Genomic DNA, 17,941 nt, shown 5'->3' with positions numbered 1-17,941 from the left:
CCCCGTGCTCGAAGTGTTCAACGTGGTCAAGGTGGCCGGGGCCGTGGGGGCCCGCAGCGCGGTGAGGGCCGTCAGGGCCGTCGGCGGTGGTGGGGGCGCCGTCCCGGTCCGGTGGTCAGGACAGGCCGAGTTCGTCGTCGAGGAGGTCGAAGAGCTCGTCGGCCGTGGCGGCCTGGAGGTCCTGCTGTTCGCCGTCGTTGTCCTGTGCACTGTGCGTGTCGTTCCACTTCGCCAGAAGGTCGCGCAGACGGGTGGTGATGCCCGCGCGTTCGGCGTCGTCGGGGGCGACCGCCGTGAGGATCGATTCGAGCTTGTCGAGTTCGGTGTGGACGGACGGCCGGTCGGGTCCGGTCGGGGCGGTCCGCTCCCCGATGTACGCGGCGAGCGCCGCCGGCGACGGGTAGTCGAAGATCAGCGTGACGGGCAGCCGCAGCCCGGAGGCGGCGGTGAGCCGGTTGCGCAGGTCGACCGCGGTCAGCGAGTCGAAGCCCAGATCGAGGAAGCCTCGGTCGGCGTCGACGTCGTCGGCGTTGCCGTGGCCGAGGACCGCGGCGACCTGGGAGCGGACCAGTTCGTGCAGGGCCTGGTCGCGTTCGGCGGCCGGCAGGCCCGCGAGCCGTTCCTGGAGCGAGCCGGCCTGTTCGGTGGCCGTCGGGGAGGCGGCCCGGCCGGTGGTCGCGGCGGCGCGGCGGGCCGGGGTGCGGACGAGTCCGCGCAGCAGCGGCGGCAGGGTGCCGTCGGCGGCCTGGGCGCGCAGCGCGGCCGGCTCGACCCGCATCGGGACGAGGACGGCGTCCTCCAGGGTGCGGGAGGTGTCGAACAGGGCCAGCCCCTCGTCGGGGGCGAGGGCGCCGACTCCGGCGCGCGCCATCCGGGTCAGGTCGGCGTCGTCGAGGGCGCCCGCCATGCCGTCCGTGGCCGCCCACAGTCCCCAGGCGAGGGAGCTGCCGGCGAGGCCGCGGGCCGTGCGGTGGTGGGCGAGGGCGTCGAGGAAGGCGTTCGCGGCGGCGTAGTTGGCCTGACCCGCGGCGCCGAAGCAGCCGGCTACCGAGGAGAAGAGCACGAACGCGGAGAGCTGCCGGCCCTCGGTCAGCTCGTGCAGGTTCCACGCCGCGTCGACCTTGGGTCGTAGGACGGTGTCGAGGCGTTCGGGCGTCAGCGAGTCGATGATGCCGTCGTCGAGGACGCCGGCGGCGTGGACGACCGCGGTCAGGGGCCGTTCCGCGGGGACGGCCGCCAGCACGGCGGCCAGGGCGTCCCGGTCGGCCGCGTCGCAGGCGGCCCAGGTGACGTCCGCTCCGTGGCCGCGCAGCGTGCTCGTGAGTGCGGCGGCGCCGGGCGCGGCGTCGCCGCTGCGGCTGAGCAGCAGCAGGTTCTTCACGCCGTGGGTCGCTGCCAGGTGGCGGGCGAAGAGCCCGCCGAGGGTGCCGGTGGCGCCCGTGACGAGGACGGTGCCCGTCGGGTCGATCCGCGTGCGGGTGGTGTCGGGGTCGGATTCGGCGCGGGCGACGCGGCGCAGCCGGAAGGCGTACGCCTCGCCGGCCCGCAGGGCCAGCTGTGGTTCGTCGCCCGCCAGGGCCGCGGTCAGGGCGCCGAGGGAGGCGTCGGAGCCGTCGGTGTCGGCGAGGACGAACCGGCCGGGGTTCTCGGACTGCGCCGACCGCACGAGCCCCCAGACCGGGGCGTGGGCCAGGTCGGTGACGTGCTCCCCCGGTACGGCGGCCATCGTGCCCCGGGTGAGGAGGACCAGGCGGGACGCGTCGAGGCGTTCCTCGGCGAGCCACTCCTTGACCAGGGCGAGCGCCTGGTGGGTGGCGCCCCGGGCGGCGGCGGCCCGGCCGCCCGGGGCGGCCGTGGCGGACAGCGGGACGATCACGACGTCCGGTGCCGGGCTGCCCTTGGCGAGTGCCTCGCGCAGGGCGGTGAGGTCGGTGTGCCCGTCGAGGGGCGCGCCGCCGATGCGGAAGTCGGCCCGGTCCTCGCCGAGTACCGCCCACCGCTCGTCGGCGGGGACGGGGCCCGCGGTGAGGGGCAGTTTCGTCCATTCGACCCCGAACAGGGAGTCGTGGTGTGCGGTGCGGTCGCCGCCGATGCGGTCGGCGGACACCGGGCGCAGGATCAGGGAGTCCACGGACGCCACCGGTGTGCCGGTGGCGTCGGCGACGTCCAGGGCCACGCCGCCGGACGCGCCGGCGGTGATGCGGACCCGCAGGCCGGTCGCGCCGGTCGCGTGGAGGCGTACGCCGGTCCAGGCGAAGGGCAGTCGGGCGCCGTCGGTGGGTTCGGCGTCGCCCGGTACGCCGAGGCCGATGGCCTGGAGGGCGGCGTCGAGGAGCGCGGGGTGCACGGCGTAGGCGGTGGCGTCTGTGCCGTGCGCCTCGTCGAGGGAGACCTCGGCGAAGAGTTCGTCGGCGCGCCGCCAGGCGGCGCGCAGTCCCTGGAAGACGGGGCCGTAGCCGAGGCCGGCCGCGGCGGCGGCCGGGTAGAAGCCGTCGGTGGGGACGGGTTCGGCGCCGGCGGGCGGCCACTGGGACAGGTCGGCGGGGCGGGTCGGACCGGCCGGGGCGAGGACGCCCGTGGCGTGCCGGGTCCACGGTTCCTCGGCGGGGGCGTCGGCCGGCCGCGAGTGCACGGTCAGGGTGCGACGGCCGGACCCGTCGGCGCCGTCGACGGCCAACTGGATTTGTACCGTGCCCTGTTCGGCGAGGGTGAGCGGGGCCTCGATGGCCAGTTCCTCGACGGTGTCGCAGCCGGTTTCGGCTCCGGCCCGCAGAGCCAGTTCGACGAAGGCGGTACCGGGCAGCAGGACGGTGTCCATGACGGTGTGGTCGGACAGCCAGGGGTGGGTGGACAGTGCGAGGCGTCCGGTGAGGAGCAGCCCGTCGGAGGCGGGCAGCGGGACGGTCGCGCCGAGCAGCGGGTGGTCGGCGGCGTCGAGGCCGGCCGCGAAGACGTCCTCGGCGGAGACCCCCACGTCGAGCCAGTAGCGCTTGCGCTGGAAGGTGTAGGTGGGCAGGTCGACGCGGCGGGCGTCGGTGCCGGCGAAGTGGGCGGCCCAGTCGAGGGGGATGCCGTGGACGTGGGCGCGGGCGAGGGCGTCGGTGAGCGTGGCGGTCTCGGGGCGGCCCTTGCGGAGCACGGGCGCGCAGAGCGGGGGCCGGTCGCCGCCTTCGGGCAGGCAGTCGGGGACGAGCGCGGACAGGGTGCCGTCGGGGCCGAGTTCGACGTACGCGCTCACGCCGGCCGCATCGAGGGCGCGGACGCCGTCGAGGAAGCGGACGGTTTCGCGGACGTGGCGGACCCAGAAGTCGGCGGACGCCATCTCGTCGGTGACGGTCGTACCGGTCAGGCAGGACACGACGGGGATGCGGGGGGTACCGAGGACGAGGCCCTCGGCGACCTTGCGGAAGTCGGCGAGCATGCCGTCCATGTGCGGCGAGTGGAAGGCGTGGCTGACGGGGAGCCGTTTGGTCTTCCGGTCGGGGAGGGCGGCCAGGATCGCCGTCGCGGCGTCCTCGTCACCGGAGATCACGACGGACCGCGGTCCGTTGACCGCCGCGATGCCCACCTCGTCGGTGAGCAGCGGCAGGATCTCCTCCTCCGACGCCTGGACGGCGATCATCACGCCGCCGATGGGCAGCGCCTGCATCAGCCGTCCGCGTGCGGCGACGAGTTCGGCGGCGTCCTGGAGGGTGAGGACCTCCGCGACGTGCGCGGCGGTGATCTCGCCGATGGAGTGTCCGGCCAGCACGTCGGGGCGCAGGCCGCGGCTCGTCAGCAGCCGGAACAGTGCGACCTCGATCGCGAAGAGGGCGGGCTGCGTGTACTCGGTACGGTCCAGGAGGGTCGCGTCGGTTCCGAACAGTACGTCCTTCAGGGGCAGTTCGAGGTGCCGGTCCAGTTCGACGCAGACCTCGTCCAGGGCCTGCGCGAAGGCGGGTTCGGCCGCGTACAGCTCACGTCCCGCGCCGAGGCGCTGACTGCCCTGTCCGGTGAACAGGAAGGCCAGTTGGCCCTCGCGTGCGGTGCCCCGCACCAGTGCGGGCGCGTCCTCGCCGCGGGCGAGCGCGTCGAGGGCGTGCAGCAGTTCCGTACGGTCCGTGGCGACCAGCGCGGCGCGCTGCTCCAGGGCGGATCGGCTCGTGGCCAGGGACAGGGCCAGGTCGACGGGGCGCAGGCCGGTGTCGTCGTGGACGCGGGTGTGGAGCAGCCGGGCCTGGGCGCGCAGCGCTTCCTCGCCGCGGGCCGAGAGGACCACGGGCGGGTACGGCGTCCGCGGATCGGTGTCCGCGTCGCCGGCCGGCCGGGCGGCGGCGTCCGGTGCGGTGAGCGGGACGGTGCCGGCGGTGGTGTTCGGGGCCTGCTCGATGACGGCGTGGGCGTTCGTTCCGCTGATGCCGAAGGAGGAGACACCGGCGCGGCGCGGGCGGCCCGTGTCGGGCCACTCCACCTGCTCGGTGAGCAGCGACACCGCGCCCGCCGACCAGTCGACGTGCGGGGTGGGCTCGTCGACGTGGAGGGTCTTGGGCACGATGCCGTGTCGCATCGCCATGACCATCTTGATGACGCCGGCGACACCGGCGGCGGCCTGGGTGTGCCCGAGGTTGGACTTCACCGAGCCGAGCAGCAGCGGCCGGTCGTCGCCGTGCTCACGGCCGTAGGTGGCGAGCACGGCCTGTGCCTCGATGGGGTCGCCGAGGGTGGTTCCCGTGCCGTGGGCCTCGACGACGTCGACCTCCGCCGCGGATACGCCCGCGTTGGCCAGGGCCTGGCGGATGACGCGCTGCTGGGAGGGGCCGTTGGGGGCGGTGAGGCCGTTGGAGGCGCCGTCCTGGTTGACGGCGGAGCCCCGGACGACGGCGAGGACCTGGTGGCCGTTGCGGCGGGCGTCGGAGAGCCGCTCCAGCAGGAGCATGCCCGCGCCCTCGCCCCAGCCGGTGCCGTCGGCGGCGGCCGCGAAGGACTTGCAGCGGCCGTCGGCGGCGAGCCCGCGCTGGCGGCTGAACTCGATGAAGGTGCCGGGGGTGAACATCACGGTGACGCCGCCCGCCAGGGCGAGGGTGCACTCGCCGTTGCGCAGGGCCTGCGCGGCGAGGTGCAGGGCGACCAGCGAGGAGGAGCAGGCCGTGTCGACGGTGACCGCCGGGCCCTCCAGGCCGAAGGTGTAGGCGACGCGGCCGGAGACGATGCTGCTGGAGCTGCCGGTGCCGAGGTAGCCCTCGACTCCGTCGGGTACGGCGTGCAGGCGGGCGCCGTAGTCGTGGTACATGACGCCGGCGAAGACGCCGGTGCGGCTGCCGCGCACCGAGGACGGTGCGATCCCGGCCCGTTCGAAGACCTCCCAGGTGGTTTCCAGCAGCAGGCGCTGCTGCGGGTCCATGGCGAGGGCCTCGCGCGGGGAGATCCCGAAGAAGGAGGCGTCGAACTCGGCGGCGTCGTGGAGGAAGCCGCCCTCGCGGGCGTACGAGGTGCCCGGGTGTTCGGGGTCGGGGTGGTAGAGGGCGTCGGTGTCCCAGCCGCGGTTCTCGGGGAGGCGGGTGATGCCGTCCTCCCCGGCGGTGAGGAGCTGCCACAGGTCCTCGGGGGTGCGGACGTCGCCGGGGTAGCGGCAGCTCATCGCGACGATGGCGATGGGCTCGTCGTCGGCCGGGGTCGTCGCGGACGCCGGGGTGCCGGGGGTGGCGTCGGTGGCGTCCGGGGCCGCGTCGCCGAACAGTTCGGTGCGCAGGTGCCGGGCGAGGACGGTGGGGTCCGGGTAGTCGAAGATGAGGGTCGCGGGCAGGCGCAGGGCCGTGGCGGCGTTCAGCCGGTTGCGGAGCTCGACGGCGGTCAGCGAGTCGAAGCCCAGTTCCTTGAAGGCCCGACCGGACTCGACGGCGCCGGGGCCGGCGTGCCCGAGGACGGCCGCGACCTGCGTACGGACCAGGTCCAGCAGCCCGCGGTCCTGTTCGGCCGTGGACAGCCCGGCCAGTCGGGCGCGGGGGCCCGACCCGTCGCCGGTCGCGGCGGTGGTGTCGACGGAGCGGCGGGCGACGCCGCGGACGAGGCCGCGGAGCAGCGGGGCCACGGTGCCCGCGGCGGCTTGTGCGCGCAGGGCCTCGGTGTCGACGCGCATGAGCGCGACGGCCGCCTCGTCGAGGGTGACGGCGGTGTCGAACAGTTCCAGGCCGTCGGTGGCCGTCAGCGGGGGCAGTCCGGCCCGGCGCATGCGGTTGACGTCGGCTGCGTCCAGGGCGCCCGCCATGCCGTCGGCGACGGACCACAGGCCCCAGGCCAGGGCGGTGGCCGGCAGGCCCTGGGCGTGGCGGTGCTGGGCCAGGGCGTCGAGGAAGGTGTTGGCGGCGGCGTAGTTGCCCTGGCCGGGGCCGCCGAACACGCCGGAGGTGGAGGAGAAGAGCACGAGGGCGGACAGGTCGGGTGCCAGGTCCCGGGTCAGTTCGTGCAGGTTCCAGGCCGCGTCGACCTTGGGGCGCAGGACGGCGGAGAGCCGGTCGGGGGTCAGCGAGGAGATGATGCCGTCGTCGAGGACGCCGGCGGTGTGGACGACGGCGGTGAGCGGGTGCTCGGCGGGGACGTCCGCGAGCAGCGCGGCCAGGGCAGCCCGGTCGGCGACGTCGCAGGCGGCCCAGGTGGCGGTGGCGCCCGACGCGGCGAGTTCGGCGCCGAGCTCGGCCGTGCCGGGGGCGTCGGCGCCGCGCCGGCCGACGAGGAGCAGGCGGCGCACCCCGTGTTCGGCGACGAGGTGACGGGCGAGCAGGCCGCCCAGCGCTCCGGTGGCTCCGGTGATCAGCACCGTTCCGTCGGGCCCGAAGGCCGGGGCGCGGTGGGTGACGTCATGGCCGGCGCCGTCCTGGCCGGTGTTTCCCACGTCGCCGGCGGGCCGCGCGGCGGTGTCCTCGCCGGTTTCGACGCGGGCGAGGCGCGGGACGAGCACGGTGCCGTCGCGGAGCGCGAACCGTTCCTCGTCCGAGGTGAGGGCGGCGCGCAGGGCGGTGTGGTGAGCGCCGTCCGCGTCGTCGGGGCCGGCGTCGACGAGGGCGATCCGGCCGGGGTTCTCCGTCTGCGCGGAGCCCAGCAGGCCCCAGACGGTGGCGGCGGCGAGGTCGCTCACGTCCTCGTCCGGGGTCGCGGCGACGGCGCCCCGGGTGACGAGCACCAGTCGGGCGGCGGCGAACCGCTCGTCCGCGAGCCACGTCCGGGCGAGGGCCAGCGCGTCGTGCGCGGCGTCGTGGACCGCCGCGGCGGACAGCGGCGCGGGCGTCGGCGTCAGGTCGAGGAGGACCTCGTCCGGTACGGGCGCCCCCGCGTCGACCGCGGCGGCCAGCGCCGCCAGGTCCACGTGGCGGGTGGTGTCCGGCGCGTCCTGCGCCGCGGTGGCGCCCAGGCGGGCGTACCGCACCGTGTCGGAGCCGGTGAGGCCGGTGAGTTCGGTCCACTGCCGGCGGAACACGGACTCGTGGTAGGTGGTGCGCGCTGCCCGCAGCTGGTCGGCGGTCACCGGGCGCAGCCCGAGGGACTCGACGGTGGCGACGGGCTCTCCGGTGGCGTCGGCGATCTCCAGCCGGACCCCTTCGGCGCCGGCCGGGGTGAGGCGCACGCGCAGGGCGTTCGCACCGCCCGCGTACAGCGACACACCGGACCAGGCGAAGGGCAGCCGGCCGCGGCCGTCGTCGGCGCCGAGGCCGCCGAGGCCGATGGCGTGCAGGGCGGCGTCGAGGAGCGCGGGGTGCAGGCCGAAGCGGCCCGCCTGGTCCGCGGCGCCGTCGGGCAGCGTGACCTCGGCGTACACGGCGTCGTCGTGCTGCCAGGCCTTCCGCAGGCCGCGGAAGGTGGGTCCGTAGGCGAAGCCGATGCCGTCGAGGGCGTCGTAGCGGCCGTCGAGCGGTACCTCGGTGGCGCCGGGCGGGGGCCACGCCGTCAGCTCGAAGTCGGCGGCGGGGCGGCCGGCTTCGGCGAGGACGCCGGCGGCGTGCCGGGTCCAGGGTTCCTCGGCCGGCAGGCCCTCGGCTCGGGAGTGCAGGGCGAGCGGGCGACGGCCCGCCCCGTCGGCGGCGCCGACCCGCACGCGCAGTTGGACGCCGCCGCGTTCGGGCAGCACCAGGGGCGCTTCGAGGGTGAGTTCCTCAAGGTGGTCGCAGCCGAGCTGGTCGCCGGCGCGGGTCGCGAGTTCCACGAAGGCCGTGCCGGGCAGCAGGACGCTGCCGAGGATGGCGTGGTCGGCCAGCCAGGGGTGCGTGGACAGGGAGAGGCGTCCGGCGAACACCGTGCCGTCGGACTCGGGCAGGGCGACCGCGGCGGTGAGCAGCGGGTGGGCCGTGTCGTCGAGGCCGAACGCCTCGACGTCGCCGAGGCGCAGGTAGGACAGGGCGGGCCAGTAGCGCTGCCGCTGGAAGGGGTAGGTGGGCAGGTCGACGCGGTGGGCGCCGGTGCCGGCGTAGTACGCCGTCCAGTCGACGCCGACGCCGTGCACGTGGGCCGCGGCGACGGCGGTGGCGAGGGCCTCGGCCTCGGGGCGGCCCTTGCGCAGGACGGGCACGAAGACGGCGGTCGGGGTGCCGGGGTCGCCGGTGGCGGTGTCCTGCTCTGCGGGGTCCTGCGCGACGCAGTCCTGGGCGAGGGAGGACAGTACGCCGTCGGGGCCGAGTTCGAGGTACGTCGTCGCGCCGGCGGCTTCCAGGGCGCGGACGCCGTCGAGGAAGCGGACGCCCTCGCGGACGTGCCGGACCCAGAAGTCGGCCGTGCCCATCTCGTCGGAGACGAGGGCACCGGTCAGGTTGGACACGACGGGGATGCGCGGCGCCGCGAGGTCCAGTCCTTCGACGACCCGGCGGAAGTCGTCGAGCATGGCGTCCATGCGGGGCGAGTGGAAGGCGTGGCTGACGGTCAGGCGCTTGGTCCTGCGGTCGGGGAACGACGCTGCGACCGCGACGGCCGCGTCCTCGTCGCCCGCGATGACGACGGACTGCGGGCCGTTGACGGCGGCGACGCCCACCCGGTCGGTCAGCAGCGGCAGGACCTCCGCCTCCGACGCCTGGACGGCGATCATGGCCCCGCCGGCCGGCAGTGCCTGCATCAGCCGGCCGCGCGCCGCGACCATGGCGCACGCGTCGGCCACGTCCAGCACGCCCGCGACGTGCGCGGCGGCGATCTCACCGATGGAGTGCCCGGACAGGAAGTCGGGCTTCACTCCCCACGATTCGAGGAGCCGGAACAGGGCCACCTCGATCGCGAACAGTGCGGGCTGGGTGAACCGGGTCTCGTCGAGCAGGGCGGCGTCGGTCCCGAACAGCACGTCCTTCAGCGGGACGTCGAGCAGTGCGTCCAGGTGAGCGCATACCGTGTCCAGCGCGTCGGCGAACACCGGCTGGGTGTCGTGCAGTTCGCGTCCCATTCCGAGGCGTTGGCTGCCCTGGCCGGTGAACAGGAAGGCGAGCTTGCCGGCGGTCGGGGAGCCTTCCACGAGCGTCGCGGCCGGCGTGTCCTCGGCCAGTGCCTCCAGCCCCGCGAGGAGCGCGGTCCGGTCGGCGGCCACCACGGCGGCGCGATGGTCGAACGCGGAGCGGCCGAGGGCCAGGGAGAGGCCCAGGTCGGCGGGTCGCAGGTCGGGGTGGCGTGCGGCGTGGGCGTGCAGGCGGCGGGCCTGGTCGCGCAGGGCGTCCCGGCTCTTCGCCGACAGGATCCACGGCAGCGGCGACCCGCCGACCGGTGACGCCGGTGCGGGCGGCTCGACGGACGTCGGCTCGACGGGGACCGGCTCGGGCGCCTGCTCGATGATGGTGTGGGCGTTGGTGCCGCTGATGCCGAACGAGGACACGCCGGCGCGGCGCGGACGTCCGGTCCCGGGCCACTCCACCGGCTCCGTCAGCAGTGCGATGTCACCGGCCGTCCAGTCGACGTGCGGGGACGCCTCGTCCACGTGCAGGGTCCGGGGCAGCACCCCGTGCCGCATGGCCAGCACCATCTTCATGATCCCGGCGACGCCGGCGGCGGCCTGGGTGTGGCCGAAGTTCGACTTGATCGAGCCGAGCAGCAGCGGCCGGCCCTCGGGCCGGTCCTGACCGTACGTGGCCAGCAGCGCCTGCGCCTCGATCGGGTCGCCGAGCCGGGTGCCGGTGCCGTGGGCCTCGACCGCGTCGACGTCGGCGGGGGTCAGCCCGGCGGACTCCAGGGCCTGGCGGATGACGCGCTGCTGGGAGGGGCCGTTGGGCGCGGTGAGGCCGTTGGACGCGCCGTCCTGGTTGACGGCCGAGCCGCGGACGAGGGCGAGCACGGGGTGTCCGTTGCGCCGGGCGTCGGAGAGCCGTTCGACGAGGAGCATGCCGAGGCCCTCGCCCCAGCCGGTGCCGTCGGCGGCGGCCGCGAACGCCTTGATGCGGCCGTCGGCGGCCAGGCCGCGCTGGCGGCTGAAGTCGATGAACGACGCGGGGGTGGACATGACGGTCACACCGCCCGCGAGCGCCATGGTGCACTCGCCGGCGCGCAGCGCCTGGATCGCCCAGTGCAGGGCGACCAGCGAGGACGAGCAGGCCGTGTCGACGGTGACGGCCGGGCCCTCCAGGCCCAGGACGTAGGAGACGCGGCCGGAGACCACGCTCGCCGCGTTGCCGGTGCCGAGGAAACCCTCGCTGCCGTCGGGGGCGGCGAGGATGACGTCGAGGTAGTCCTGGCCGTTGGTGCCGGTGAAGACGCCGATCCGCTCGCCGCGGACGTCGGCCGGGTCGATGCCGGCCCGTTCGAGGGCCTCCCAGGACGTTTCCAGGAGGAGCCGCTGCTGCGGGTCCATGGCGAGGGCCTCGCGCGGCGAGATCCCGAAGAAGCCGGGGTCGAACTCGGTGGCGTCGGCGAGGAAGCCGCCCTCGCGGACGTAGGTGGTGTTCTCGGCGACGGACTCCGGGTCGTACAGCCCGTCCAGGTCCCAGCCGCGGTCGGCGGGGAACGCGGAGATCGCGTCACGGCCCTCGGCGAGCAGTTCCCACAGCTCTTCCGGGGTGCGTACCCCGCCCGGGAAGCGGCAGCTCATCGCGACGATCGCGATGGGGTCGTCGTCCGGGGCGGCCGGGGCGGCGGACCCGGAGCCGGAGCCGGTGGCCGCGGTCGGGCCGGCGGGCAGGTCGCCGAGGAGTTCGCCCTGGAGGAAGGCGGCCAGGGACAGTGAGTTGGGGTAGTCGAAGATCAGGGTCGCGGGTAGCCGCAGGCCCGTCCGGGCGGTGAGGAGGTTGCGGATCTCCACCGCGGTCAGGGAGTCGAAGCCGAGGTCGCGGAAGGCGATGGCCGGATCCACGGAGGCGGGCCCCGGGTAGCCGAGGACGACGGCTATCTGTGTGCGCACGAACTCCAGCGCGAGCGCGTCCCGTTCGTCGTCCGAAGCCTGGGCGAGTTCCCGGGCGAGGCTGTCGGGCGCGTCGGCGCCGCCGGCCCCGGGCGTGCCGGGCGTACCGGTCGCGGCGAGGGAGTGCGCGGCGTCGGGGAGGTCGGCGATCAGCGGGCACGGACGCACCGCGGTGAGGCCGGGGGCCAGGAGGTCCCAGTCGATGTCGGCGACGACCGAGGAGGTCTCGTCGAGCGTGAGCGCCATGTGCATTGCGGACAGCGCCAGTTCGGGCGGCAGCCCGGGGAGTCCGGCGGCGCGAAGACGTTCGGCGACGAGTTCGTCGGTGGCCATGCCGCCGTCCGCCCAGGCACCCCAGGCGATCACGGTGGCGGGCAGGCCGTCCGCGCGGCGCTGCTCGGCGAGGGCGTCCAGGGAGGCGTTCGCGGCGGCGTAGTTGGCCTGTCCGGCGGCGCCGAACGCGGCGGCGAGGGAGGAGAAGAGGACGAACGCGGAGAGGCCCAGGTCGCGGGTCAGCTCGTCCAGGACGTGGGCGGCGTGCGCCTTGGGGCGCAGGACGCCGGCCAGCCGCCCGGGCGTCAGCGCGTCGAGGACGCCGTCGTCGAGGACGCCCGCGGCGTGGACGACGGTGGTCAGCGGCAGTTCGGGCGGGACGGCGGCGAGCAGCTCGGCCACCGCGTCGCGGTCGGAGACGTCGCAGGCGGCGAGGGTGACCCGGGTACCGAGGTCGCGCAGTTCGGCGGCGAGTTCCTCCGCGCCTTCGGCGGCGGGTCCGCGCCTGCTGACCAGCAGGAGGTGCTCGGCGCCGGTGCGGGCGAGCCAGCGGGCCACGTGCCGGCCGAGCGCGCCCGTCGCGCCGGTGACCAGGGCCGTGCCCGTGGTGGTCCACTCGGGTTCGGGGTTCCGTTCCTGGGGGGCGCGGGTCAGCCTGCGGGCGAACACGCCGGTGGAGCGGACGGCGAGGTGGTCCTCGACGCCGAGGCCGCCCAGGACGTCCGCGAGACGCGCGGCGGAGCGCTCGTCGGCGGTCGTGGGCAGGTCGACGAGGCCGCCCCAGCGGCCGGGCAGTTCGAGGGCGGCGGTGCGGCCGAGTCCCCAGACGGTCGCCTGGGCCGGTGCGGTGAGCCGGTCGGAGCGGCCGGTGGACACCGCGCCCCGGGTCGCGGCCCACAGCGGGGCGTCCACGTCCGTGTCGCCGAGTGCCTGTACGAGCGCGAGGGTGGCGGCGAGCCCGGCGGGCAGGGCCGGGTCCTCGGGGTGCGGCCGCTCGTCGAGGGCGAGCAGCGAGAGCACGCCCGACGGCGTGCCGGAGCCCGCCAGGGTGTCGGTGATCCGGTGGGCGATGGCGGCCCGGTCCTCGGCGGTCGCGTCGACCGTCAGGCCGGTGACGGTGGCCCCGCGCGCGGCCAGGGCCCGCCCGGCGGCGACGGTCCAGGGGGCGTCGGTGTGCCCGGCGGGTACGACGAGGAGCCAGTGGCCGGACAGGGGTACGGACGCGGTGTCGGTGAGGGGCTTCCAGGTGACGCGGTAGCGCCAGCCGCCGACGGTGTCGCGGTCGCGGTGACGGCGGTGCCAGGCGGACAGGGCGGGCAGCACGTTGCTGAGCGGCTCGTCGCCGCCGATACCGAGGGTGTCGGCGAACGCGGCCAGGTCCTCGCTGTCGACGACCTCCCAGAACTTCGCGTCGCCGGCGCCCAGTTCGCGGCCGTCGGTGGGTCCCGTCAGGTCGGTGAAGGGGTCGCGGGGCCAGTACAGCTCGCGCTGGAAGGCGTACGTCGGCAGGTCGACGCGGCGGGCTCCGGTTCCGGCGAACCGGGCGGCCCAGTCCGGGGAGAGTCCCCGTACGTGGGCGCCGGCCACGGCGGCGGCCAGGGAGCGGGCTTCGGGGCGGCCGGTGCGCAGCGCGGGCAGGAACGCGGCGGCGCGGGCGCCGGTCGCGGTCAGGCAGTCCTGGCCGAGGGCGGAGAGGACCCCGCCGGGGCCGATCTCCAGGTAGGCGCTGACGCCGCGGCTCTCCAGCCAGCGAACACCGTCGAGGAAGCGGACGGACTCGCGGACGTGCCGGACCCAGAAGTCCGCGGAACCCATCTCGCCATCGGTGACCAGGGCACCGGTCAGGTTCGAGACGATCGGGATGCCGGGTGCGGCGAAGGACAGCCCCTCCACCACCCGGCGGAAGTCGTCCAGCATGGCGTCCATGTGCGGCGAGTGGAACGCGTGACTGACCGCGAGCCGCTTGGTCTTGCGGTCGGTGAACGACTCGGCGACTGCCGTCGCCGCGTCCTCGTCGCCCGCGATCACCACCGACTGCGGACCATTGACCGCCGCGATGCTCACCCGGTCGGTCAGCAGCGGAAGAACCTCCGCCTCCGACGCCTGCACCGCGATCATCACACCACCGGCCGGAAGCGCCTGCATCAACCGACCACGTGCCGCGATCAGGGTGCAGGCATCCTCCAACGAGAACACCCCGGCCACATGCGCCGCGGCGATCTCACCGACGGAATGCCCGGACAGGAAGTCCGGCCGCACACCCCACGATTCGAGCAGCCGGAACAACGCCACCTCGACCGCGAACAACGCCGGCTGGGCGTACTCCGTACGATCGAGCAGCGCGACATCCTCGCCGAACAACACTTCCTTCAGCGGCAGTTCGAGATCGAGGCGCTCGCACACCGCATCCAACGCGGCGGCGAACACCGGGTACGTCTCGTACAGTTCACGGCCCATACCGAGCCGCTGACTGCCCTGACCGGTGAACAGGAACGCCAGCTTGCCGTCCGTCGCGGACCCTTCGAGCACATCGCCCGACGATCGGCCCTCGGCGAGCGCGGCGAGTCCCGCGAGCAGTTCGTCCCGGTCGTCGGCGATGATCGCGGCCCGCCGGTCCAGGGCGGCCCGGGTGAGCGCCTGCGAGTGGGCGACGTCCTGGACGCGCAGCCCCGGCAGGGCGGTGAGGTGGGCGTGCAGCGTCGCGGCCTGCGCACGCAGCGCGGCCTCGGTCTTCCCGGACAGGACGACGGGTACGGCCACCGGCGCGGCGGGGCGACCGGCGGCCTGCCCCTCGACGTCGGCGGCGGGGCCGGTGGCCTGCTCCTCGGCGGGCTCCTCGGCGCTCTCCAGGATGACGTGCGCGTTGGTCCCGCTCATGCCGAACGAGGACACGCCGATGCGGCGCGGCCCTTCGTGCAGCGGCCAGGGCCGCGCCTCGGTGAGCAGGGAGACCTCTCCCGCGGACCAGTCGACGTGCGGGGTCGGTTCGTCCAGGTGCAGGGTGCGCGGCAGGACCCCGTTGCGCATCGCCATGACGCTCTTGATGACTCCGGCGACGCCGGCCGCGGCCTGCGCGTGGCCGATGTTGGTCTTGAGCGAGCCCAGCCACAGCGGGCGCCCGTCCGGCCTGTCCTGGCCGTACGTGGCGATGATCGCCTGCGCCTCGATGGGGTCACCGAGCCCCGTTCCGGTGCCGTGCGCCTCGACGGCGTCGACCTGGTCGGGCGTGAGGCGGGCGTTGGACAGCGCCTGGAGGATGACGCGCTGCTGGGACGGGCCGTTGGGCGCGGTGAGCCCGTTGGAGGCGCCGTCCTGGTTGACGGCGGTGCCACGGACCACGGCGAGGACGCGGTGTCCCTTGCGGCGTGCGTCGGAGAGCCGCTCGACGAGGAGGACGCCGACGCCTTCGGCGAGGCTGAAGCCGTCGGCGTCCGGCGAGAACGCCTTGCAGCGGCCGTCGGTGGCCAGGCCGCGCTGCTTGCTGTAGTCGATGAACGTGCCGGGAGCCGCCATCAGCGTGGCGCCGCCGGCCAGGGCCATCGAGCATTCGCCGTTGCGCAGCGCCTGGACGGCCAGGTGGAGGGCGACGAGGGAGGACGAGCAGGCCGTGTCGACGGTGACGGCCGGCCCTTCCAGGCCGAACGTGTAGGACAGGCGGCCCGAGGCGACGCTCGCCGCGTTTCCGGTGCCGAGGTAGCCCTCGACGTTCTCGGAGGAACTCAGCAGCGCCGTCAGGTAGTCGTGGTTGCTGGTGCCGACGAACACGCCGACCTGCTTGCCGCGCATCGAGGTCGGGTCGATGCCCGCACGTTCGAAGGCCTCCCACGACGTTTCCAGGAGCAGCCGCTGCTGCGGGTCCATGGCGAGGGCCTCGCGCGGGGAGATCCCGAACAGTGACGGGTCGAACCGCGCGAAGTCCCTGACGAAGCCGCCCTGGTTGGCGTAACTGGTGCCCGGGTGCTCGGGGTCGGGGTGGTAGACGCTGTCCATGTCCCAGCCGCGCTCGACGGGGAAGCCGGAGATGGCGTCGACGCCGTCGGCGACCAACTCCCACAGTTCCTCGGGCGAGGTCGCCCCACCGGGATAGCGGCAGCCCATTCCCACGATGGCGACGGGGTCCTGGTTCTTCGCCTCGACGTCGCGAAGCCGCTGACGCGTCCGGTGCAGATCCGCCGTCACCAGCTTCAGGTAGTCCCGCAGCGTCTCTTCATTCGCCATGTAACGCAACCACCCATTTGCAGCAGACGGCATCGGAAAACTGTGTGCAGAGCCGAGAATTGACATCGGAAATGCGAGCGCTTCACTCGTCGGGCGAAGCGACTGCTCGACCGCAGGCTATTTCCGGCCCAACCTGCCCTACAACCCCTAACTGCCCCCTACGCACCCCTGACGGGGGAATGCGTAGGGGGCAGTGATTCCCGGGGAATTACTCGCGGGAGCTGGCCATCTTCACCGAAATTCGGCAGACCGTCAATAACGACCCAGGCCCTCGTTGATAAAGGCGAACAGCTCCTCGTCACTGGCGTCCTGGAGCTGCTCCGCCGCGTCGACGCCGCTGTCCGCGCCGGCCGTCGTGGCCGTGGACGCGCCGTCGGCCCCGAGTGCCGAGCCGGTGCTGTCCGCCGCGCCCGTGGCCGTCGGGTCCTCGCTGTCGTTCCACCTCGCCAGCAGTGACTGGAGCCGCATCGTCACCCTGGCCCGCACCACGTTGTCGCCCGTGCCCTGTTCCAGTACGGACTCCAGCCGGTCGAGCTCCTCCAGCAGCGGAGCCCCTCCCGCCACCGCGTCGGGCACGATCCCGGCACGCAGGTGGGCGGCGACGGCGGCCGGGGTGGGGTGGTCGAACACGAGGCTGGCCGGCAGCTTCAGGCCGCTCACCGCGCCGAGCCGATTGCGCAGCTCGACGGAGGTCAGGGAGTCGAAGCCCAGTTCCTTGAAGGCCCGCCCGGCCTCGACGGCCGAAAGGTCGGGGTGGCCGAGGACGGCGGCGACGGCCGTCCGGACCAGGTCGAGCAGCAGGCGTTCCTGTTCCACCTCGGGCAGCCCGGCGAGCTGCCGCGTCAGCGGCTCTCCCCCTGCCAGGTCCTCGGCGGACTCGCGTTCCGCGGTTTCGATGACCTTCCGGGCCTCGGGCAGTTCCAGCAGCAGCGGCCGGTCCCGGTCGGCGGTGAAGGCGAGGGTGAACCGCTTCCAGTCCATGTCGACGACGGTCAGGGTGGTCTCGTCACGGTCCAGGGCGTGCTGGAGCGACGTCAGGGTCCGTGCGGGCGACATGGCCAGGATGCCGTGGCGCCGCATCCGGTCGCCCGCCGCGCTGTCGTCCCCGTCCGCGCTGCCCCAGGGACCCCAGGCGAGGGAGGTCGCGGGCAGGCCTTCGGCCCGCCGGTATTCGGCGAAGGCGTCGAGGAACGCGTTGCCCGGCGCCTGGTTGCCCTGGCCGGGGGCGCCGAAGGTGGCGGCGAAGGAGGAGAAGAGGACGAACGCCGAAAGGTCCAGGTGACGGGTCAGTTCGTGCAGGTTCCGCGTCCCGTCCACCTTCGCCCGCAGCACGCCCGCCACCTGCTCGGGGGTGAGCGTCTCGATGACCCCGTCGTCCAGGACGGCCGCCGTGTGCACGACCGCGGTGAGCGGCCGGTCGGCCGGTACGGAGGTCAGGAGGGCCGCGAGCTGGTCGCGGTCACCGACGTCGCAGGCGGCGATCGTCACCTCCGCGCCGAGGGCCGTCAACTCCTCACGGAGACCGGCGGCACCGGGCGCGTCCGGACCACGACGGCTGGTCAGGACCAGGTGCTCGGCACCGTTCGACGCCAGCCAACGGGCGACGTGCGCACCGAGCGCACCCGTACCCCCCGTCACCAGCGTCGTACCGGCGGGCCGCCACTCACGCACGACCGGCGTCTCGGCCAGCCGCGCCCGCACCAGACGACGCACGAACACCCCGGAAGCCCGCACGGCCACCTGGTCCTCCGCACCGTCACCGGCCAGGATCCCGACCAGCCGGCCGAAGGTCCGATCGTCGGCCACGGACGGCAGGTCGACGAGGCCACCCCAGCGGCCCCCCTGCTCCATGGAGGCGACCCGGCCCAGACCCCAGATCAGTGCCTGCTCCGGGTCCTCGACACGGTCGGACCGACCGGCGAGGACCGCGTTCCGGGTGACGCACCACAGGGGCGCGGCCACATCGGCGTCACCGAGGGCCTGGGACAGCGCGAGCCCGGCGGCAAAGGCGCCCTCGCCGGCGAGAGCGAGGAGGGAGAGGACCCCGGCGGGTTCGTCCGCCCCGTCGGTGATGCCCTTCAGGGCGGTGGCGAGCGCGTCCCGGTCGGCCGTGCCGGTGGC

2 protein-coding genes are annotated in these 17,941 nt (G+C 74.7%); both read right to left on the bottom strand.

Features of this window, described 5'->3' with window-relative positions; translation table 11 throughout:
* Positions 1-115 precede the first annotated feature (115 nt).
* Complete coding sequence (locus ACFVS6_RS39455; protein WP_389711363.1) at positions 116-15,781, bottom strand: type I polyketide synthase; 15,666 nt, start codon at positions 15,779-15,781, stop codon at positions 116-118.
* Positions 15,782-16,072: 291 nt separating this feature from the next.
* A partial coding sequence (locus ACFVS6_RS39450) for a beta-ketoacyl reductase (protein WP_389711361.1) occupies positions 16,073-17,941 on the bottom strand: 1,869 nt, incomplete at its 5' end.

The organism is Streptomyces sp. NPDC057939, assembly GCF_042887545.1.
Taxonomy (GTDB): Bacteria; Actinomycetota; Actinomycetes; order Streptomycetales; family Streptomycetaceae; genus Streptomyces.
This window is presented reverse-complemented; position numbering and strand designations above follow the sequence as displayed.